Here is a 20,064-nt window from a genome sequence, read left to right on the forward strand (position 1 = left end):
GAGGCATGTCAAATTGAAAACCATTTGACATCCCTCCCTGGAGATGAAGAAAAAAATCCATGGAAGTTTCGCAAAAAAAAATGAAAAGGTTCAGGTAGAAAACACTTGCCATTTATTTTACACAGTAATCAGGACTTGACTATCGAGAGCCTCCCTCATTGCAGTTCAACAATGATTTTTACAGTCGAACTGTATCGAGAGCCTTCCTCATTGCAGTTCAACCATGTTTTTTACAGTCGAACTGTATCGAGAGTCCTCCTCATTGCAGTTCAACAATGTTTTTTACAGTCGAACTGTATCGAGAGCCTTCCTCATTGCAGTTCAACAATGTTTTTTACAGTCGAACTGTATTGAGAGTCCTCCTCATTGCAGTTCAACAATGATTTTTACAGTCGAACTGTATCGAGAGTCCTTCTCATTGCAGTTCAACCACGATTTTTTCAGTCGAACTGTATCGAGAGCCTTCCTCATTGCATTTAAACAACGATTTCTACAATCGAAGTGCAATGAGGTCCATGCTCAATAACACTTCACCCGCGGTTTTACCTTTGGTTTTGCATTGAGGGCACATTTCAATTCAGCGGTTGCTTCCTTCCGCTCTAATTGTTATGGGGCCCTTTCCAATACTCCGCAAACCCTCTACGTTTTACCCCTAGCGGTTAAACCTCCAAAAATCATAATTAAGCTTCATCGCAAACCCAACCCACGCTACATAAGGAATCATCAGACTGCCCGCGACCTTGTCCTTCTGGTAATATTGGTAAGTGGTCAGCGTGATCATCCCCAGCAGCAGCGCGATTTCGGCAAAGGCGGTGCCCCTCAGTCCCCACCTAAAAAACAAGAAGGACCAGAGGAAGTTCAATCCAAGCTGGATATCATAAAGGGCATTCGCAGCAGTGGTTGGTTTCTTTTTCAGCGAAACCCGGTAATTCGCTAATCCCATCGATGCGTAAAGGCCAGTCCACACGACGGGGAAGACCCAGGAGGGCGGCGCATAATCTGGCTTCTTCAGTCGGCTGTAGATTTCCTTCGCATTCTTTGATGCGACCATCCCTGTTACCATTCCACCCACAACAGGAATCAATAATTCCTTAAAGAGTTTGCCTCTATCCTTCCTGCCATCGACGGTTAAAACACTCATTCCACCACCTGCTTTCCTTGTTTCTCTTACCATTTCCCAATTCAAACCCATAAAAACATAAAAATGCTCCCCCACTAGGAGGAGCGCACTTTATCTTCATAAATCAGCTTTTCCAATTCACCCAGATCCCCGCTCAGCAAAGCAGGAATCTCTTCGGTAACCTTCTCAATCTCCCAATCCCACCACCGCAGCATTAATAGCTTCTCAACTACCTCATCCGGAAATCGCTGCTTAATGACACGGGCCGGGCTCCCGGCAACAATCGTATAAGGCGGGACATCCTTCGTCACAACGGAGCGAGCGCCAATGATGGCGCCGTCCCCAATCGTCACGCCGGCCATGATCAGCGCCTCAATCCCAATCCAAACATCATTCCCGACCACGATGTCGCCTCTTTGCTCCCAGTAATCAGCCTCAGGGATTTCATCGTCCCACCTCTGCCCAAAAATCGGAAACGGGTAAGTGGTAAAAGCATCTACACGATGATTTCCGCTATTCATCAAAAACTTTACGCCAGAGGCAATTGAACAGAACTTGCCAATGACCAGCTTATCTGTGTTGTAGATGTAATTATAAAGCACATTCTCTTCAAACTTCTCAGCATCTTTTTCACTGTGGCAATAGCTGTAATCGCCGACAAAAATATTCGGCTTCGTAATCAAATTTTTAATGAAACAAACGCCATTGTAATCAATTTTCGCATACTTCTTCGTTGGCTCAGGTCCAAAACGCATCTCATTCACCTTATTCCTCATAGCCCATCCACACTTCCATCGCGGAATCCAATGCCAAGGCCAGGTCTTGTTTTTTTCCATAAAGTTCGTTTAGCTGCTCATAATCAGAATGTGCCGCCATCGCCAGATCCACGACGACGATTTCTTTTTCAAGACGCTCGATCTCCTCCAGCACCTTCGCCTTCTCCGATTCTGCATCCGCCTGCCTGACCCGCACCCGCTCCTGCTTTGCTTTTACAGGGAGCTCTTCTTCTTTAACCTCAGCAACCGCAGCCCTCTCGCTTCGGTAAAAATCATAATTCCCGGCATAGCTTTTGAATCCAAAATCCTCAAGCGCGATGACTCTTTCTCCGATCTTATTGATAAAATAACGGTCGTGAGAGATAAAGAAAATCGTCCCTTTGAACTCATCAAGCGCGGCTTCAAGCGTTTCGATGGAATCGATATCAAGGTGGTTCGTCGGCTCGTCGAGGATCAGCAGATTGATATCCTGGAACATCAGCATCGCCAGCTTCAGTCTGATGCGCTCGCCTCCTGATAAGAACTTCACCTTCTTGAAGACGCTTTTTTTATAAAACATGAACTTCGCCAGATATTCCCGCGCTTTCCCTTCAACGATCGAGATGTCCTCACGGAAGCATTCAAGCACGGTCAGCTCTTCATTGGCAAAAACAATCTTCTGCGGCAGATAGGCGGCCATTACATTCGCGCCCAGCTCGACAACACCTGCATCCGGCTGTTCTTCTCCCAGCAGCAGCTTCAAGAACGTCGTCTTCCCGCTGCCGTTAGGCCCAACCAGCCCGACCCTTTCGCCATAATGGATCATCAAATCGGCGTCATCAAGGATCACCTTGTCTTCATAACGCTTCGACAGCCCGACCGCCTTGATTGTTTCGTTCCCGGAACGCACGGCATCGTTAAAATTCAGCCTCATATTGCGGCGTTCGAATACTGGTTTATCAATGCGGTCCAGCTTGTCGATCTTCTTCTGGATGCTTGCTGCTCTCCGGAAAAACTTGTTGTTATCCGCACGCAGCGCCCAGTCTCGAAGGCTCATGACCTGCTTCTCCATGCTGTTGATCTTTTTCTGCTGCTCGCGGAAATGCTCATATTGAATGCGCATATTCTCTTCTTTTTGGCTGATAAAAGCGGAATAATTCCCCTTGTAGGAAATCGTCGTCATGTCCTCGATCTCGACGATTTTGTTCACGACGTTATCAAGGAAATAGCGGTCATGCGAAACAATCAGCACAATTCCCTTGTAATTTTTCAAAAAGCCCTCGAGCCACTCAATTGAATCCATATCAAGGTGGTTGGTCGGCTCATCAAGCAGCAGGATGTCAGGCTGGTGAATCAGGATTTTCCCGAGCCCGACCGTCGTCTTCTCCCCGCCGCTCAGCAAATCGAAATCCTTGTTTAAAAAGCTCTCGCTGAACTTGAGGCCCGTGCAGACCCTGCCCATTTTCTCTTCCTGTTCGTACCCGCCCTTCACTTCATACAGCTGGACAAGGTCGCTGTATTTATTCAGCGCTTTTTCAAGAGCTCCAGCCTCCAAAACCTGCATTTGCACTTCCAGCTCGCGCATCTGCTTTTCGATTTCGTGAACCTCCTCAAACGCCAGGTTCAGCACATCGATGACCTTTAGCCCTTCAGGATATTCCGGGATCTGCTCAAGGTAAGCAAACGTTGCCCCTCTCGGCCTGTGGATCAAGCCTTCATCGTAGCCAGGGCTTGAGGTTTGCGGGTAGCCTGGGTAGTAATGCATCGGTTCAATGCCCGCAATCAGCTTGAGAACCGTACTCTTGCCGCTTCCGTTTGCACCAACGATCCCGATTCTGTCGCCCTCAAATGCTTCCAATGTAAAATTCTCCACGACCAGCGTCGCTTCCATATATTTTTTGATGCCATGCACTTTTAATTCGAACATATATATTCCTTCTTTCATCCATATTTAAGCTACGCTTTTATGGACAGGACAAAGAAGAACTTCTTTTACTATTTAATTTTAAAAATAAAAAAGACCATAAGAAGAGGGTGTCTTCTTACAGTCTTGAATGCTCATGAATATGATTAAATTGGGCCGGCGAAAATCCCATGCCTAAAAAAGCACAGTCCGTTCCTATGCCGTCTCCAAAAAATTGCCTGGAGAGCCCTAATCATTCCGAGTTCAGTAAAGTAAGTTACCTTCTAATTGCCTCATTCCATAAGAGCATAACAAATAAACCTAAACAAATTAGGCGAATTTACACTCCATAGAAATTCATATTAATTTTCAAAAATTAATAATCAGCAATTAGATGTTGGTTCCATAAACTTACTTTCCTCCCTCCGAAATTCCATTTTATTATCTCAGGATTGCATGATTTTGTAAACGGATTTATTGGATGAATTTTCATATAAATAAAAAGACCAGCAGGTAATCTTCTTGCCTGCTGGTCTTCAATATCATATATTCACTCAACTAACAAGATAGCCCCGGCCATGATCGGCGTTAGCACCATCGCACTTTTTAAGACTGGCAGCGGCACGTTGTTTGTGAATTTCGCTCCAATGTACGACCCCACCATTGTTCCAGCCAATACTTGCACCAAAAGGATGACATCAAAGTATCCTTCAAAATAATAGCCAGTCCCGCCAGCCAGAGCAATTGGCAAAATGACCAGCATCGTTGTCCCGACCGATTTTTGCACGGAAAGACCCAAAACGATCATTAGCCCAAGCTGTATGAACGGAGCGGAGCCGATTCCAAATGTCCCCGATAATAACCCCGTAATGGCGCCTACCAACACAGAACGTATGAGCTGAATGCCCTTCCGCGGAATTGCTGCTCCCGTATCTACTATTTTATTAACGATAAACAGCCGGACCATCAGCATGACAGCGGATAAAAACAGCATGCCCGCAGTCAGCCAGTGCATGGACCCAACGGGAATCCATACCGCGATTTTCGAACCCCCAAAAGCAGCCATGGCCCCAAAGACGCCTACAGTCAGGCCTGTCCTCAAATCTATATTCCCCTGCCGATAATGGCTGTAAGCCCCTGAGAGAGTGGTAAAAACCATTGCCGCCAGCGACGTCCCCAGCGCAGTATGGATAGGCACCCCAAATCCAACAGTCAAAATAGCAATAATGAAACCCGATCCCCCTGCACCGATAAAGCCTACCAATAAACCCAATAACAACATAGTAAGTGTGATCATTATGTCCATCCCCCTAAGCACACCAGCTTACTATTTAAATAACCCAATTTCTATTATAGAACTTCAGGAAGAGAGGACGGCTTTTTCGTAATTAAAAAAAGCAAAGAAACCAACTAGCACATCAAGCTTTTATTATTTTTAATCAATTAATCCCGCAGAAAACTATCGCTAATCTTCTCGACGAATTTCTGTACCTCTATTGCGAAGTGCTTTTTACACATTGTGAACACAGGGGGCTAGACGGCTTTTCTGCTTCTAACTTTTATTCCGTATCACTCCCTTACCCCCGCGAACAAATCTTTCTAAGTTTCATAATGACTTTAGCTTCTCTGTTCTAAAAGCCCTTAAGAAATATATTCCATTTTTCCTACTGAGGTGTTATAGTCAATATTGCTATATAGGCAATTTTTCCTATTATGAGGTGGTTTTACATGAATTTAATTACGAAGTGGGCATTCCGTAATAAGGCGGCAGTCAAATTAGTGACCGTTTTGACCCTGCTCCTTGGCCTGGCAAGCTATTTTACCTTGCCTATGGAATTCCTCCCGTCTGCTGACGAACCGCGGGTAATGGTTGTCGTCATGGGACAGGGATCGGATTCCAAAACAATGGAAAATCAGGTCACAACACCGATTGAATCCGCAATTTCAGGTGTTAAGGGAAAGAGCAATATTTTTTCCACAACCGGAGACGGATACACGAAAATCGATGTTCTATTTGAATCAGGCACAAATATGAAAGAAGCAAAACAGGAAGTACAGGAATTATTAAGTACAGTACAGCTTCCTGAAAATGTCTCAAAACCTAATGTTGTCCAGCTAAATACCTCCATGATTCCCATCGCAGATATCGCCATCACCTTCGAGGACGGCCCGACCGCCGAAAATCTCGAGTACGCATCCAAGAACATACTCCCTAAATTCAAAGACATAGATGGTGTCGGCAACATCCAGACCTTCGGCAAAGACAATTCCTATGTTTCTATTAAAGTTGATAACAGCCTCCTTGCTGAAAAGCAGGTACCGCTGCAGGCGGTAATGGGCGTTCTCCAGGGCAAGAACCTTTCCGCTGCCATCAGCGAAAAAACAATCGATGGCAAGGCTAGCAATATCAAGGTTTCTGGTGCCATTGATGGCATTTCTGACCTTGAACAGCTCCCGGTAGCTCCTGGGGTCATTTTAAAAGATATCGCTAAGATCGAAACGAAAAAAGCAGAAGGCGTCATGATGCGCGTCAATGCTGAAGAGGGCCTGCTTCTGATTGTCACGAAGGAAAGCAGCGCCAATGCAGTATCGGTGACAAAAGAGCTTAGAGAAACAGCAAAAGAAATCAATAAAAAATATCTTGATGCCCATGCAGAAGTGGTCATTGCCACTGCCGATATGGTGAAGTCATCCGTCAGCTCGATGATGAAGGAAGTCCTTCTCGGTGCACTGTTTGCAACGATTGTCATTATGGTCTTCCTAAGGAATATCCGTTCAACCATCATCACGATTATCTCAATTCCTTTATCGCTGGCACTGACTTTATTCCTTTTAGCCCGTTCAGGCGTCACTCTCAATATCCTGACACTGGGCGGAGTGGCCGTTGCCGTCGGCCGATTGGTCGATGACAGTATTGTGGTCATCGAAAATATTTTCAGGAAGCTGCAAAAAGAAAAGTTCTCTGTGGAATTGATCCTAAATGCGACGAAAGAGGTTGGCCCGGCGATTACAGCGTCAACGCTTACAACCGTTGCGGTATTTTTACCAATCGGGCTTGTCAGCGGCGGACTCCAGGATTTCCTTCTGCCGTTCGCATTGACGCTAACGTATTCCCTGCTGACATCGCTTTTAGTGGCCCTTACAGTCGTGCCCCTGATGAGTGCAGGCCTTTTGAAAAATACAAAATTGCATGAGCATAACCCTTCAAAACGGTTCACCGGCTTTGTGAAATGGTCGCTCAATCACAAATGGGTTATCCTCCTGCTGTCATTCCTTTTATTTTCCGGATCCATCGGAACTTATGCAGTCATGCCTAAAGGCGCGGTAGACAATTCAACAAAGGATCTTGTATCCGTCAACCTGAATTATCCAAATGACACTCCTTTGGAAGAAGTAAAAGAAAATACACTTAAACTGGAAGAGTATATTTTGGGGCTGAGCGAGGTAAAGGATGTTTTTACACAGCTTGGCAACTCTGAAGAACAAGCAAAGTTCGGTGAAGTCCGCTCGCCAACTACCGGCTCGTTCATGGTCATCCCGAAGAATAAAGATGACATGGATAAAATCGTCAAGAAAATCGAAACGCAAAAAGAGAAATATCCTGATTCAGGCTTCTCCGTCGTAGCTGCATCTCTAATTGGGGGCGGCGGTACAGAGGTAACGATCGATGTTGTCGGTGAAAAGATCGAGGACATTGAAAGCGCAGCAGCAAAAATCAAAGAAGAAATCCAGGACATCAAGCATGTTGAAAAGGTTTCAACCAATCAGGAAGCTAAGAAGACCGTCTACACTTTAAAGGTAGATCCTGCCAAGGCAAACGCCGGTGAACTGGCCGGACAGCTGGCAGGTATGCTGAACCGCCTGCCTGCAGGCACGATCACTCTTGATGGAAAAGAAACAGCTGTATTCATGGAACCAATCGTGGATCCTGAATCACCAGCAGATCTCGAAAACATTCCAGTCATGACAGCTGCTGGACCAGCGCTTGCTTCAGACCTTGCAAGCCTTGAAAAAAGCGAGGAAGCGACAAGCAGATTCCATAAGGACGGAGACACATATATCCGTGTCACAGCGACAGTCGATCCGAGAAATCTATCCGAGGTCGCTGCCGCCATCAACAAAGTGGTAATCGGGACACCTGGCGATAAGGGTCTTGAATTTGCGGATGGTGTTGAAGCACTTGTCGGCGGTGCAAATGCACAGCAAATGGATGATTTCACTGACTTGTACATTACAATGGCCGTTTCCATCGGACTTGTATTCTTGATTATGGTCATCACATTCAAATCGATGCGCGCACCAATCGCCATTTTATTCTCCTTGCCGCTTGCGGCGATCGGAGCCATCCTCGGCCTGCTGATCAGCAGAATCCCTGTTGATATCACAGCCTTGCTTGGCGCGTTGATGCTCATCGGAATCGTTGTGACAAACGCCATCGTCCTTTTAGACCGAGTAAAACAAAACGAAGAAACAATGATCCTTCGCGATGCGCTCGTCGAAGCCGCCGCCACAAGGATGAGACCAATATTCATGACCGCAGTCGCAACCATCTCCGCGATGGTGCCGCTGCTCTATAAAAAAGCAGAAACAGGCAACCTAGTATCTCAAAGCCTTGCAGTCGTAGTAATCGGCGGGCTGGCAGTAGCCACCCTCCTAACACTTATCGTCATCCCAGTCATCTACGAACTGCTGCACTTCCGGAAATCCAAAAAACAGCGAATCCAACAGACAGAATCACAGACAGCCAGCATGTAACATGCGGAAGCACAGGGACGCTTCTTCTGAAGCACAGGGACGTACCCTGTGCTTCTTTTTCATGATGAAAAGTGGAAGCGCGGGGAAGTTTCTTGTGCTTCTTTTTCATGATGAACGGCGGAAGCACGGGGACGCTTCTTGTGCTTCTTTTTCAGGATGAACGGCGGAAGCACGGGGACGCTTCTTGTGCTTCTTTTTCATGATGAAAGGCGGAAGCACGGGGACGCTTCTTGTGCTTCCTTTTCCATGATGAAAGGCGGAAGCACGGGGACGCTTCTTGTGCTTCTTCATGGGGTAGAACCCGATGCACTTTCCACCCTTAAAGAAGGGGCAGCAAATCATAAGTCCATGCAACAGAATCAGTGGGTTTGTATAACAGCCAGCAAAACAGCCTTATCCAAATGTGGATCAGGCTGTTTTTATCACATCAATACCTGGCTTTGGTTCATTTAATTATAAAATGATTTACCGATGATTCGATTGTATTCCTCCTCATTTAAAATCCCTATCTTCCGACAGATCAAGGAATACATCAAGATTTTTCTCTGAATACGTGAATTCCTCATGTTTATCACTCCATTTTCTTTCTATATTTATATTCTAAATTCGACAAAAGGTTTCCTGACTCCAAAACTTTTGTTTGATAGCAATCCACAATCTTCCGTACAAACCTTTCATCTTATTTCGGGACAAGCATATGATGATAAAAAGAATTTCGCCGAAAGGATTTCTCAGCCTATGATCCCGTTCCGTACCAAGCTTACCGCTTCATTTTACGCCTTATTATCGATTAGTTTTTGGGGTGTTTCTTTTGTTTCGACGAAAGCTTTGCTCGTAAAACTCGACCCTTATTCTATAATGGTGCTGCGATTCGGCCTGGGGGCTTTCTTTTTATTGATGATTCTTTTAATCAATCGCAGTAGGCTGCGAATTTCTATCCAATACGTCCCTCATTTAATCGTCCTCGGCATTCTGGGAGTTTTCGTGCATCAAATTCTTCAGGCAACAGCATTGTTAACCATCAATGCATCCTCTGCCGGGTGGCTGATTTCTTTCTCCCCCATCTTCACCGTCATTCTATCTGTCTTATTTTTGCATGAGAAAATGAACCTGCCGAAGACCATCGGGATGATAATAGCGATTACTGGCGTCATGATCATCACAACATCTCGAGTTGGACATTCCTTTGAGTTCACTATGAGCATTGGCTTTCTCCTCATGCTCCTGAGCACGCTGAACTGGGCTGTCTATTCCATCCTTTTAAAAAAGCTGCGAATCCCCTATCCTGCGCTGGTCGTGACATTTTATATGAGCTTGATTGGTTTCCTGCTGACCACTCCATTCATCATCCGAAGCAGAGGCTGGGAATCCGTTTCCTTGCTGACCCCGGCAGAGTGGGCACATTTGTTGTTCCTCGCGATCTTTGTATCAGGAATCGGATATTGGTATTGGGGGAAAGCCCTTGAAGTGCTTGATGCCTCAAAAGTTTCAATGTTCTTGTACCTTGAGCCAATCGCCACACTGATTGCTGCAATTTTTCTTTTACAGGAAAAATTAATCCTCATAAGTGCGCTTGGCGGAATCATAATTATTATAGGGGTAATCATCGTCAACGAAAGCCTAATGCCCATACTGAAACGATTCATGGAAAAAAGACACTGACCTTTCAGCCAGATGAATTGCATAAGAAGGAGGAAAGTTTCATGACTTTGAATCCTAAGGCAAAACAGTTGTTAGATTCGCTTAAAAATCCTTCAAAATCCGAGATGAAGGAAGCATTAATCAACCTGAATCTTTTGCTCGCTAATATAGAGCCGATACTCCAATCGCCCAAAAATAAGCCCTATTATCGTAAACTTCTGTATAAAAGTGAAGATGTCGAGCTGCTAGTGATGAATTGGTCTGATTTAGAATGTGCTCCACATGATCACGGCGATTCCGAGGGCTGGATTCAGGTTCTTAATGGAACATCGATTAATTCAGTCTACGAGGTCAAGGGAAATATCTTACCCAAGGAATTGTTCAAGGAGCATTACCCAAAGGGAAAATTCTTTTACGCACCAAAAAAGGGCGTTCATAAAATGCAGGCAGCCGATGAACAGGGGCTCGTTACACTCCATCTCTATTCCCCGCCCATCACTGGAATGAAGGTGTATGATCTCGAGAAATGTGCTGCCTGTATTGTGTCTGATGATTGCGGGGCATGGTGGCCTGAGGAAATGCATCAAAAGGTAAGGTCAATACAGTTAAAAAAGTAGATAAAAAGAGCCTGATCTAAAAGGAAAAGGCTCTTTATTCTTTGTTTATTTTAAAAGTTAACCATGCATCTTACATGCTGGAATAATAGGCAGGCAGAAATCACTCATGATGCCTCATGGAAAAATGATCTGGAATCTTTCCATGTTATATTTTTTGCAGGGGAGTTGGATATGTTCCAGGTTTACTGCTTTTTTTGTCCAGTATCTCATTTATTCCTCCACTATCACCCTTTGTATTTTGATTTAACCCCTAGGAAGTTTCATGGTCCATGCCTATCAAGCAAGAACCCTTTCGAATTCCCGCTCCTCCCAATCGAAAAAAGCGGAAGCACGGGGACGCTTCTCCTGCTTCTCCACTGTTCAGCTATACTCGCAGAAAGCTGAAATTGCTTCTCCCTCGAAAAACACCGCTGCTCTTCATTCTTACCCATTACTAATCTGTTACTCTATGGAGATCCGTAACGCTCTTTAAATCTTGTAAAGAGGAACGCCTAAAAAAAAGGGAAGCAACGGGTACGTCCCCGTGCTTCCCCGCGATATTAAGCTGCTTTCTTGACTTCGATCTTCTTGCCTTCTTTACGCCAATTCTTGAATTCGGCTGCGGCTGTGAATAGAACGTCTGTTGATGAGTTCAGGGCTGTTTCGAAGGAGTCCTGTAACACACCGATGATGAAGCCGACAGCGACGACTTGCATGGCAACGTCATTCGGAATTCCGAACAGGCTGCTTGCAAGTGGAATCAACAATAGTGATCCGCCAGCTACTCCAGATGCACCGCATGCACTGATTGCGGCAACGACGCTTAAGAGGATGGCAGTAGGGATATCCACTTGGATTCCTAGTGTATGGACAGCTGCTAGTGTCATAACTGAAATGGTCACAGCAGCTCCGGCCATGTTAATTGTCGCGCCTAATGGAATGGAAACAGAATAGGCATCTTTATTCAGACCTAAGTCCTCACAAATTTTTAAGTTTACAGGGATATTTGAAGCTGAGCTGCGCGTGAAGAATGCTGTAATTCCACTTTCTTTCACACATTTAAAGACAAGCGGATAAGGATTTTGTCTGATCAGAGTGAACACAATCAGTGGATTGACCACAAAAGCAACAATTAGCATGCAGCCAATCAGAATGCCGATCAATTTCCCATAGCCAAGCAAGGAATCAAGACCATTTGCAGTGATTGATTCAAAAACAAGGCCCATGATGCCAAGCGGAGCGAATTTAATCACCCATGTAACAATTTTGGACATTGCATCAGATAAATTCCCAATCACTGTTTTAGTTGAATCAGATGAATTCTTCAAAGCCAGGCCAAGCAGCACCGCCCAGGCTAAAATACCGATATAATTTGCATTTATGATAGCGTTAACTGGGTTATCAACGATGTTAAGCAATAATGTTTTAAGCACTTCGACCACACCGCCAGGAGGCGTCAGTCCTTCTGCACCGGCTGTAAGTTTAAGGCTGACCGGGAACATGAAGCTTGCGATGACCGCAATAAGCCCGGCTGCAAAAGTGCCGAAAAGATAGAGAGTAACAATTGTTTTCATATTGGTTTTATGACCGCGTTTGTGCTGGGCAATGGCCGACATGACCAGCAGCAGCACTAATACAGGAGCCACGGCTTTTAAAGCACCTACAAATAATGTTCCAAAAATCACAACCGGTTTAGCCACTTCCGGAATTGCTAAAGCAAGGATAATACCAATTACCAAACCTGCAATGATTTGTTTCACCAGGCTTATTTGATTCCACTTCTTCAGTAAATTACTCATAGCCGTCTCCCCCAATAGTTTGTCCATTTTTCAGTTTCGTTGTTTTATAGAGGCACTATATATACTGGTAATTTTGTCCTCTGCAAAAATACAACTGTCCTCGTTTCGTGTATTATAGATGCAAAAAGAAGATTTTACAATACATAAACATGAATTAACAAAAAGTTTTAACTATCCAAATATTCAGTTATTAATTTAGAATGCAAATAAAAAACCCGAAATTATAGTTTCGGGCTTAAATGCATTAGTTCAATATATTTATGGCCGATCCTCTTAAAAGCAGAATTTACCCTATCCAATTTTAACCTTGAAGCTTTTGCCCTTTCAGGTTGGCCTCAAATAAATCGATAATTTCCAGGAATCGTTCAGCTTCCCTGAATGTATGATCAGCTAAAAGAGGATGAATATTGCTTTTTATCCGGCAGGCTTCAATTAATTCCCTGGCCGTCTTCTTGAAATCCCTGAGCGAGGCAACGGAAACTCTGTTTTGGTCCAGGAATTGATCCAATAACGGCACGGTTTCTGATTGCGGCCTCATCGAATCCAGATCCACAGCCTGGAAAACAAGCTGATCAAAATCGTGGCTGAATTCCCTCGCCTGTTCAACAAGCTTTCTTTCCGATGGATCCAACAGATGGCCGATGAATTTTGCGTGGTCAGCCATGATTCTTAAGAAGAATACATTTTCTTCAATAATAGTATCAGGCTCCGGTGCCAGCTTCCCTTCATTAAGATCTTTCAGTCGATTGGCAAAATAAGCCGCCTCCCTGCTGATATGGTCAACTAACAAAGGAAAGTTATTATGCCGGATTTCACAGCGCAGCGTTAACCCCAGCACCTTCCTTTTATAGCTCCAAATAGCAGCTGCCGCCTGATAGACCTCAGTGTTAAAAGCTTGAACCTGCCGTATATCAGAATTCACCGAAAACCTGGCAAGCTTCTCCTCGATTCGTTCAAAAACCGTAATGAACTGCTGCGCCTCAGCAATCAGCTGTTTCTGTTCATACGTAAATCCCAAGCTCAAAAATAAAGCATGCTCCTTCATGATCCTTGACCAAAAAGCAATTTCATCCAACGACCTCGCCACAATCGGATTAGCCATTCGCCCACCCCTTTTCCCATAATTCCACCACCATATATATGAAGGAACCCCTATGTATATACATGAATTTCATTGGGAGCACGGGGACGTACCCTTTGCTTCTTTTGCTGGGAGCAGGGGGACGTACCTTCTGCTTCTTTTTTCAAGCTCAAAAGATCAAACTCCTCTTAAATGAAAAAGGAAGCATGAGAAACGTCCCCATGCTTCCACCTCTCTTATTTGGTCTCTCTATGAAGGGTCTTCTTTTTCAGCCGCGGGCTGTATTTCATTAGTTCGATTCGATCTGGATTATTCCGTTTGTTCTTGGTTGTAATGTAGTTTCGGTCTCCAGTTTCTGTGCATGCTAGTGTTATATTGACTCTCATTATGATTACCCCCGTAATTCCTCAAAGTATAAATCAAATTGCATTTTCTAATGGTTCAGTAAATGGCGGCAATGGGTCGGGAAAATCGGCCCAATTCATTGGCATTTCTTCCTCCGTTAACAGACATTCGTCCAGGGAAGCTGCAATCTCATCAATGTCCATTTCCACACCAATCATGACAAGCTCTGTCATTCGGTCTCCAAATTCACTGTCCCATTTTGTTTTCAATTCCGGCTCTTCGCTTAGAATCTCGTTTATTTCACTTTCTGGATAGGCCGCAACCCAATTCCCTGCAGCCTGCAGCATGATGGATGGTCCAGCCTGTGATAATAATCCGGCCGTATCATTTCGTGTCGCCAGCCAAAAGAAGCCTTTTGCCCTGACGATTTCCTCCGGCCAATACTCAAGCCACGTCATCCATCGCTCAGGATGAAACGGACGCTTTCTTCGGTAAACAAATGAAGAAATGCCATACTCTTCGGTTTCCGGAATGTGTTCCTCGTTTAATTCTTTGATCCAGCCCGCTCCCTGGCTTGCCTCTTCAAAGTCAAATCGACCTGTATCAAGAACTTCCTGAAGGTTAACCTTAGAATGACTGGATTCAATAACTCTCGCTCCTGGATTCAGCTTCTGCAGCATCGCCTTCAGTTCTGATAGAACTTCTCCATCAACGAGGTCCTTTTTGTTCAAGACAATGACATTGGCAAACTCAATTTGGTCGATCAATAAATCCACTACCTCACGAGTATCATGCTCATCAGTTCCCTGCTTCCTGTCCAGAAGGCTTTCACCAGAAGAAAAATCATGCCAGAATCTATTTGCATCAACGACTGTGACCATTGTATCGAGCTTGCACCATTCTCCTAAATTAATCCCCAGCTCCTCATCTACATATGTAAATGTCTGTGCGACAGGAATCGGTTCTGAAATACCGGAAGACTCAATCACGATATAATCAATATCACCAGCCTTTGCCAGCCGCTCCACTTCAATGACAAGATCCTCTCTTAACGTACAGCAAATACAGCCATTCTGAAGCTCGACCAGCTTCTCCTCTGTTTTTGAAAAGCCACCCTGCTTGATTAATGCAGCATCAATATTCACCTCGCTCATATCATTGACAATGACAGCGATTTTTTTATTCTCACGATTGTTCAATATGTGATTTAATAATGTTGTTTTTCCGGAACCAAGGTATCCGCTCAATACTGTTACAGGAATCTTTTTGTTCATGCTGCACCTCAATTTTCTTTTTCCATCAGAGGGCCCTTCTGAGAGAAAAAAGTGTTGTGATCATTCATTAATCGTAATCATTACGATTTAAAACGTATATTAACCCCATTCGTTAAAACTTGTCAAATAAATATTTTTACTCAAAAAATCTTACACATTAAATTCAATTACAAAAATAAATCGTAATGATTCCTAAAATCATTTACAAATTCATTATTCTGTTTTACACTTTAAATCGTAATCGTTTCGATTTGAAAAAGAATAAAAGGAGATCACTATGAAATTTTCTAATTTATCACTTGGATTGCTTCTATCCCTTGGGGTATCACTGACAGGCTGCTCCTCCAATAAAGAAACAAACAGCGAAAACAATCCCGAATCTAACAAACTTACTGTTTATACCACCATCTACCCTCTTCAGGACTTTGCTGAAAAAATCGGCGGCGAATACATAGACGTTAACAGCATCTTCCCTCCAAATGTTGATGCCCACAGCTTTGAACCCTCCACCAAGGATATGATGAAGCTGGCCGAGGCAGATTTATTTATCTATTCAGGTGCCGGTATCGAAGGATTTGCTGAAAAAGCCCAACAAGCATTGGAAGATGAAAAAGTATTGATCCTGAAAGCTGCAGAAAATGTAGAGATGATAGATTCCGATCATACACATGAAGAAGGAGAACATCACTCACATGGTGAGCCTCACGAAGACGATGCTGCCCATCCCGATGATGAACACCATGAAGATGAAGCCGCCCATTCCGATGATGAGCAACATCACGGCGAAGATCATAAGGACAATGAACAACACAAAAATATTGACCCTCATGTTTGGCTCGATCCAATCTTGTCTATAAAACTTGCTTCCAATATTAAAGATTCCCTGATCAAGCTGATGCCAGAAAAGGAAGAGGAATTCAAAAAGAATTTCACCCAACTAGAACTAGAGCTTAAGGAACTAGACAAGGAGTTTAAGGAAGTGACCGGGAATGCTGCAACGAATCATCTGCTTGTTGCCCATGAAGCCTATGGCTACTGGGCCAATCGGTATGGAATCAATCAGATTGCAGTTCATGGACTTTCCCCAACAGAGGAGCCTTCCCAAAGAGAATTGTCCCTACTCATTGAAGAAGCAAAAGAACATAAGCTTAAATACATTGCATTTGAGCAAAATGTATCATCGCGGGTAGCGGAAATGATTAAGAGTGAAATTGGAGCGGAGGCCGTAACACTTTACAACCTGGAGTCAATCACAGCCGAAGACATGAAGAATGATGAGGATTATTTTAGCCTGATGCGAAAAAACATAAATACGTTAGAGAAAGTGTTAAATTAATCTCCTTATCGGTTCTACTATTTTCCATAAAGCTAGCATATTTTATTACTAAAAATTATATACTCTAGCAAATATAAAACTTTCAGGAGGTAATATGACTCGTCTGATCCGGTCGAATATTCTTGATCTCACAGGATTCGCTGTCATCCTTGCATTGATATGGCTTCTAAGTCTTGGTACAGGTTTTCAGGATAAAATCGAACTCCCCCCATCCCTATTAAACTTGAATACGATTTTTTTGAGCATTTTAATAGAGGCGTTCCCATTCGTGCTGATTGGTGTCCTTATTGCAGGAATGATCCAGATTTTCGTTACAGAGGACCATATAAGCAAATGGATTCCTAAAAACAAATACTTGGCAGTTATCATGAGCTGCAGTGTTGGCGCTCTTTTTCCGGCATGCGAATGCGGCATTGTGCCCATTATCCGCAGGCTCGTTGGCAAGGGGGTTCCAGTCGCAGCAGCCATTGGCTTCATGCTGACTGGCCCGCTCATCAACCCGATTGTCATCGCGTCTACATATATGGCATTTGGCAATGATTTTAAAATAGCCGCCCTTCGTATGGGATTCGGCTTCGTTATTGCGATTCTTGTAGCTTTGATGGTTGGTGCCCTCTTTAAAGGCACACAGTTTAAATCATCGATTTCAATTGCCAATCACTCCCATGCAAAAAAACAGTCATTCCTGGAGAAATTTTGGGCGATGCTTCAGCATTCGATTGACGAATTTTTCGATATGGCAAAGTATTTAATCGCAGGCGCCTTCCTTGCCGCATTGGTACAAACCTATATGCCTGCAAAAACCTTATTGGAGATTGGCAGCGGCACCGCGTCTTCCCTTGCTGTCATGATGGGACTAGCCTATTTCCTATCCCTTTGTTCGGAAGCAGATGCCTTCATCGGTGCATCGTTCAGCAGCATTTTCCCTTCCACCTCGATACTTGGGTTCTTGGTCTTCGGGCCGATGATCGATTTGAAAAACACGCTGATGATGCTGAGCGTATTCCGCTTTAAGTTTGTCATGACCGTTCTTGCGCTTGTCGCAGCAACTGTATTTACCACTCTGATGCTATTCAGCAGCATGCTTTAGGAGGTGTAATCATGCAATTCCATGCACAGCAGGCCGCCAGAGCGTTAATTTTGCTAGGGTTTTCCGCCATGCTCTATATGATGCATTTTACAGGTGACATCTATCTGTTCATCAACCCGAAATATATACTCCTTAGCCAGGCGGCAGCTTTTCTGTTCTTATTGTTATTTTTCATTCAGATCACCAGGATATGGACGATACGAGGTTCAGGCAATGAAGACACATGCGGCCACGATGATTGCTGCTCACATGATCATCTTCATGACCATGGCACCACCCCTTTTACATTAAAAAAACTGCTGTCGTACTCCATCATCATCCTGCCTTTGCTAACAGGATTTATGCTACCTGCAAAGATTCTGGACTCATCGATTGCAGATAAAAAAGGGGCCATGCTGTCGATTGCAGGCTCAAGTAAAAGCGGCGGAGAAAAGAAGGCAAGCCCTACTGCAAGTGAAGAAGAAACGGTAAAAGATGATCCTGGCCAGGCATCCGGCCAAGACACTGCCATACCAGAAGGCACCGAAACCGCAACCGGGTACGAAAATGAACAAACAGAAGAAGAATATAACAGGATGATGAAAGAATTAGAGGAAGGCTCCACGATCGTCTTCAATGACAGCATCTATTCAAGTTACTACGATGAAATCAGTTCAAATATTAATAAATTCCAGGGAAGAAAAGTGAACCTGTACGGCTTTGTTTATAAAGAAGATGGCTTCACCGAAAATCAGCTCGTCGTCTCACGATTCCTCGTCACCCATTGCATAGCAGATGCCAGCATCATCGGATTCCTCTCAGAATTCCCGGACGCAGCCAAAATCGAAAAAGACACATGGATCAAAATCGAAGGCATAATCCAAAGCGGTGCCTACATGGGCAACCCCTTGCCCGTCATAAAAGTATCCAAATGGGAAGAAACAAAAGAACCAGACACACCATACCTGTATCCCGTCAGTATTAGAAGAGATTAGAAGCAGGGGGACGTACCCTCTGCTTCTGTTTCTCTGGCACAGTCCTCTACCGCAATCACCTGCTCACCGATATTTTGCCTACTCCCCCCTCTCATGTTGGACTCTCCACAATTCAGGATTATTACACCAAAGATAGAATATTTAGTTAATTTTTAGTGAATTTTGGTGATATTTTTACAGCTTCTTTTAGGTTAGGAAAACTTCTATTCATTTGGCTTTTCGTAGTCTTTTTTTCATCTTGCTAGTAATGATGCACAGGGAGAACATGCAATTAGACCATTACCTAACAAGACAGGAAATGACTGACCAATACGGTGATCAGATGCAGAAGCCCCCATGTGAAGCATATAAAAAGAACATCCGGCAGACATTCCAAAATGCCATCTCAGAAAAAAGCCTGGGTCAGACAGTCTATTTGATCAGTGTGGAACAGGAGGTTTGGCGTTTTTTAAATAGAGTCTTGGATCGACTCAAATGAGGCTCACTCTTCTTTCCTATCCATAGGAAGAAAAGGGGGTCGCTATTAAGAGCCTGCCTGAAGGTACGTCTTTTTACATTCATGCGCCCCGCTATACAAAGCCATGTTTTAGGAATTCGGGTAAAGTAAACAGGTTGATTAATGAATTGATATTTTGTGGATGTAAGTAATTTGAGCGGAGATATTTTCTAGACTGCTATTGAGACGGAGGAGCATTGAAAGCATAACAAGCATTGCAGAACATACTAGCCAAAATACACTTCTACTTTTTCTTCTGTTTGTGCTGTTGCCAGACAGTTTTGGATGAAAATCAGGATTTGTTTTTGATCCAAGGATACGCAATCCCTTTCAGACAGGGATTCAGTTTTAAATATTTTCTTATATTCATTCAAAGCCTTTTCAAATTGTTTGGCCGAGAAGATTGAACTTCTGCCTGATCCACTAACGCCTGCATAGAACTGATATGCATCAAGTAAACCGTACAGCAGGATGGCATTTCGATTTCCCATGCTAAAACGGGCATAGGCAATTTCTTCCCTTGCTTTATTGAACCCGGAAATATCATGACCCATTATAATTCCTCCTTCAACTTTAAAACTGAAACACCTATGATTAGAACACCTGATTAAAAGTTTACATTGCTGACCACCCCTTTCATTGTAAAAAAAATTGAAATGATTGCTGAAAGATGATGAAAGGATACGAGACGGTTTTAACAGAAGTTACGAGGAGCCAACAAAGAGGTATTCCGGAAAGTTTGAATAATTTAATAAGGAAATTATATTGGTTTTTATGAAGGAAATTATATAAGTGAGGTACGTGAGGATTTGAAAAGTGGATATTAATCTTATTTCTATTTGCTGTATGCCTGCAGAAAAAATAATACCATACTACGCATTCATTTTATTTGAGTTTTT

Annotated in this window: 15 protein-coding genes; 6 read left to right on the top strand and 9 right to left on the bottom strand. The window is 43.7% G+C overall.

From position 1 onward, the window contains the following. Window positions 1-652 precede the first annotated feature (652 nt). The 4 genes from AC3EBE_RS12015 to AC3EBE_RS12030 all read right to left on the bottom strand — a co-directional run bounded on the left by AC3EBE_RS12015 (window position 653) and on the right by AC3EBE_RS12030 (window position 5,078). The gene (locus tag AC3EBE_RS12015; protein ID WP_488595272.1) at window positions 653-1,141 is read right to left on the bottom strand and encodes a TspO/MBR family protein; all 489 of its coding nucleotides are present in this window, start codon (window positions 1,139-1,141) and stop codon (window positions 653-655) included. Between the two features lie 74 nt (window positions 1,142-1,215). Continuing rightward, window positions 1,216-1,875: a CatB-related O-acetyltransferase gene (locus AC3EBE_RS12020; RefSeq protein WP_488595372.1), complete on the bottom strand. Its 660-nt coding sequence runs from the start codon at window positions 1,873-1,875 to the stop codon at window positions 1,216-1,218. A gap of 10 nt (window positions 1,876-1,885) precedes the next feature. Continuing rightward, window positions 1,886-3,802 carry a ribosomal protection-like ABC-F family protein gene (gene abc-f / locus AC3EBE_RS12025; protein WP_488595273.1) on the bottom strand — a complete coding sequence of 639 codons (1,917 nt, stop codon included), beginning with the start codon at window positions 3,800-3,802 and terminating at the stop codon, window positions 1,886-1,888. Between the two features lie 526 nt (window positions 3,803-4,328). Then, window positions 4,329-5,078: a sulfite exporter TauE/SafE family protein gene (locus tag AC3EBE_RS12030; RefSeq protein WP_488595373.1), complete on the bottom strand. Its 750-nt coding sequence runs from the start codon at window positions 5,076-5,078 to the stop codon at window positions 4,329-4,331. A 428-nt stretch (window positions 5,079-5,506) separates the two neighbouring features. On the opposite strand from AC3EBE_RS12030, the gene AC3EBE_RS12035 reads away from it, so the two are divergent. The 3 genes from AC3EBE_RS12035 to AC3EBE_RS12045 all read left to right on the top strand — a co-directional run bounded on the left by AC3EBE_RS12035 (window position 5,507) and on the right by AC3EBE_RS12045 (window position 10,791). Continuing rightward, window positions 5,507-8,533 carry an efflux RND transporter permease subunit gene (locus tag AC3EBE_RS12035; protein ID WP_488595274.1) on the top strand — a complete coding sequence of 1,009 codons (3,027 nt, stop codon included), beginning with the start codon at window positions 5,507-5,509 and terminating at the stop codon, window positions 8,531-8,533. 738 nt (window positions 8,534-9,271) lie between these two features. After that, entirely contained in the window at window positions 9,272-10,195 is a 924-nt protein-coding gene (locus tag AC3EBE_RS12040) for a DMT family transporter (RefSeq protein WP_488595275.1), read from the top strand. Between the two features lie 41 nt (window positions 10,196-10,236). Next, window positions 10,237-10,791: a cysteine dioxygenase gene (locus AC3EBE_RS12045; RefSeq protein WP_488595276.1), complete on the top strand. Its 555-nt coding sequence runs from the start codon at window positions 10,237-10,239 to the stop codon at window positions 10,789-10,791. A gap of 539 nt (window positions 10,792-11,330) precedes the next feature. On the opposite strand, the gene sstT is transcribed toward AC3EBE_RS12045, so the two are convergent. From sstT to AC3EBE_RS12065, 4 genes are all read right to left on the bottom strand, one after another. Next, a complete protein-coding gene (gene sstT, locus AC3EBE_RS12050; protein ID WP_488595277.1) occupies window positions 11,331-12,569 on the bottom strand; it encodes a serine/threonine transporter SstT in 1,239 nt (412 codons plus the stop codon). A 301-nt stretch (window positions 12,570-12,870) separates the two neighbouring features. Further along, window positions 12,871-13,671, bottom strand: a complete 801-nt coding sequence (locus AC3EBE_RS12055; RefSeq protein ID WP_488595278.1) for a DUF2935 domain-containing protein — start codon at window positions 13,669-13,671, stop codon at window positions 12,871-12,873. 215 nt (window positions 13,672-13,886) lie between these two features. Next, window positions 13,887-14,036, bottom strand: coding sequence for a 50S ribosomal protein L33 (gene rpmG, locus AC3EBE_RS12060; protein WP_207502617.1), 150 nt, complete (start codon window positions 14,034-14,036; stop codon window positions 13,887-13,889). A 33-nt stretch (window positions 14,037-14,069) separates the two neighbouring features. Next, a complete protein-coding gene (locus AC3EBE_RS12065) occupies window positions 14,070-15,269 on the bottom strand; it encodes a GTP-binding protein (protein ID WP_488595279.1) in 1,200 nt (399 codons plus the stop codon). A gap of 277 nt (window positions 15,270-15,546) precedes the next feature. Here AC3EBE_RS12065 and AC3EBE_RS12070 point away from each other — a divergent pair, with 277 nt between their 5' ends. The 3 genes from AC3EBE_RS12070 (at window position 15,547) to AC3EBE_RS12080 (ending at window position 18,669) form a co-directional block, all read left to right on the top strand. After that, window positions 15,547-16,605 (top strand): metal ABC transporter solute-binding protein, Zn/Mn family, encoded by a 1,059-nt coding sequence (locus AC3EBE_RS12070; RefSeq protein ID WP_488595280.1) that lies wholly within the window; start codon window positions 15,547-15,549, stop codon window positions 16,603-16,605. 94 nt (window positions 16,606-16,699) lie between these two features. Then, a complete protein-coding gene (locus AC3EBE_RS12075) occupies window positions 16,700-17,695 on the top strand; it encodes a permease (RefSeq protein ID WP_488595281.1) in 996 nt (331 codons plus the stop codon). An 11-nt stretch (window positions 17,696-17,706) separates the two neighbouring features. Continuing rightward, window positions 17,707-18,669, top strand: a complete 963-nt coding sequence (locus tag AC3EBE_RS12080) for a TIGR03943 family putative permease subunit (protein ID WP_488595282.1) — start codon at window positions 17,707-17,709, stop codon at window positions 18,667-18,669. 723 nt (window positions 18,670-19,392) lie between these two features. Here AC3EBE_RS12080 and AC3EBE_RS12085 read toward each other — a convergent pair. Then, on the bottom strand, window positions 19,393-19,719 hold the full coding sequence (locus AC3EBE_RS12085; RefSeq protein WP_488595283.1) for a hypothetical protein: 327 nt from the start codon (window positions 19,717-19,719) through the stop codon (window positions 19,393-19,395). Window positions 19,720-20,064: the final 345 nt, after the last annotated feature.

It is taken from the genome of Mesobacillus sp. (assembly GCF_057785455.1).

Bases quoted from the DNA above. Each gene is read 5' to 3' on its own strand.
- sstT (WP_488595277.1), bottom strand. From the start codon at position 12,569: ATGAGTAATTTACTGAAGAAGTGGAATCAAATAAGCCTGGTGAAACAA.
- AC3EBE_RS12070 (WP_488595280.1), top strand. From the start codon at position 15,547: ATGAAATTTTCTAATTTATCACTTGGATTGCTTCTATCCCTTGGGGTA.
- AC3EBE_RS12020 (WP_488595372.1), bottom strand. From the start codon at position 1,875: ATGCGTTTTGGACCTGAGCCAACGAAGAAGTATGCGAAAATTGATTAC.
- AC3EBE_RS12045 (WP_488595276.1), top strand. From the start codon at position 10,237: ATGACTTTGAATCCTAAGGCAAAACAGTTGTTAGATTCGCTTAAAAAT.
- AC3EBE_RS12015 (WP_488595272.1), bottom strand. From the start codon at position 1,141: ATGAGTGTTTTAACCGTCGATGGCAGGAAGGATAGAGGCAAACTCTTT.
- abc-f (WP_488595273.1), bottom strand. From the start codon at position 3,802: ATGTTCGAATTAAAAGTGCATGGCATCAAAAAATATATGGAAGCGACG.
- AC3EBE_RS12075 (WP_488595281.1), top strand. From the start codon at position 16,700: ATGACTCGTCTGATCCGGTCGAATATTCTTGATCTCACAGGATTCGCT.
- rpmG (WP_207502617.1), bottom strand. From the start codon at position 14,036: ATGAGAGTCAATATAACACTAGCATGCACAGAAACTGGAGACCGAAAC.
- AC3EBE_RS12085 (WP_488595283.1), bottom strand. From the start codon at position 19,719: ATGGGTCATGATATTTCCGGGTTCAATAAAGCAAGGGAAGAAATTGCC.
- AC3EBE_RS12080 (WP_488595282.1), top strand. From the start codon at position 17,707: ATGCAATTCCATGCACAGCAGGCCGCCAGAGCGTTAATTTTGCTAGGG.
- AC3EBE_RS12040 (WP_488595275.1), top strand. From the start codon at position 9,272: ATGATCCCGTTCCGTACCAAGCTTACCGCTTCATTTTACGCCTTATTA.
- AC3EBE_RS12055 (WP_488595278.1), bottom strand. From the start codon at position 13,671: ATGGCTAATCCGATTGTGGCGAGGTCGTTGGATGAAATTGCTTTTTGG.
- AC3EBE_RS12065 (WP_488595279.1), bottom strand. From the start codon at position 15,269: ATGAACAAAAAGATTCCTGTAACAGTATTGAGCGGATACCTTGGTTCC.
- AC3EBE_RS12035 (WP_488595274.1), top strand. From the start codon at position 5,507: ATGAATTTAATTACGAAGTGGGCATTCCGTAATAAGGCGGCAGTCAAA.